Origin of the sequence: Psychroserpens damuponensis, from assembly GCF_000826655.1 — a bacterium.
GTDB classification, from domain to species: domain Bacteria; phylum Bacteroidota; class Bacteroidia; order Flavobacteriales; family Flavobacteriaceae; genus Psychroserpens; species Psychroserpens damuponensis.
The window spans coordinates 1-1049 of the sequence record NZ_JXJO01000060.1; the positions used below are offsets into that span (position 1 = coordinate 1).

The 1049-nt window shown below is 29.4% G+C and carries 1 protein-coding gene; it reads left to right on the forward strand.

Features of this window, described 5'->3' with window-relative positions:
- Positions 1-38: 38 nt before the first annotated feature.
- A complete protein-coding gene (locus tag TD29_RS17295) occupies positions 39-776 on the forward strand; it encodes a C-type lectin-like domain-containing protein (protein ID WP_013185825.1) in 738 nt (245 codons plus the stop codon).
- The last annotated feature ends 273 nt before the right edge of the window (positions 777-1049 follow it).

Here is a 1049-nt window from a genome sequence, read left to right on the forward strand (position 1 = left end):
CATACATAAAACCGTTGTAAAACATTTAAGAAAAATCTATGAACAGAATTTTAAGCCTCATAATTTGTGCCTTTTTAATAACATCTTGCGGAAAAAAACGAGAAGGAGAAGAAAAAACAGGAATATTATCACATTTAGTTAGCATTTCAGACAATGAAAACAATGGAATTCAGGAAATTTTAGACTTCTATGGTGGACGTGCTGAATATTCTATTGGTGCTTCTGCTTCAACAAGTGATGGAACAAAAAAGTACTTCGAAATAGAAATGAGTCAAAGCGATGCAATTGACAAACGATTAGACAAAGCTTATCTTCCTTCTTCAAATATTGCTTATAGATTCTATAAAAACCTAAAAGCGGAAAAGAAAAATTATGATGAAATTAAAGTTGTTTTGATTTCTAAAGAAAATAAAAAACAAGAATTTGACTTTCCCATTTCTCTTCTTGAAAAAGCCGAAAAAAGAATCAAAGTAGCTGAAAAAACTGTAAATCTTTTAAAAGAAAAACAGTTTGATGAATTAAAAAATATGCTTAATAACGAACTTGTTCCTTTTGACAAAGACGAACTGATTTCTCGCTTAAAAGAAGTTGAACCCCAATTTGGAAATATACTTGAATTTAGACTTTTTGGGTTTAAAATAACGGAAATAAAAGACAAGGAATTAATGCATATTTCTGCTGCTATTATTAGAGATAAACAGAATAATGAATTTAGCGTTGACATAGATTTTAATTCGGAGAAATACGAACTTTATCAATTGCAATATAAATTATAACTGAATTAAAAAACGTTTTACAACACCGTATATAATTTATTGCTAGTTCTAGCCTACTTACGAAAATCCTCGCGGATTTTCTATTAGGTTTTTATTTGCTAAATTACGTGCTAAACCACGCAACAAACCATATACAATACCGTTGGCTCTAATTCTGCGCTCATATAATTCCGAATAAATAAAGCGGAACAAAACTATATCTTAACACTGAAAATCTTACTCAATATCTGAATTTACTCTTACGGAATTTAGCTAGTTTATAAAACTGAACTG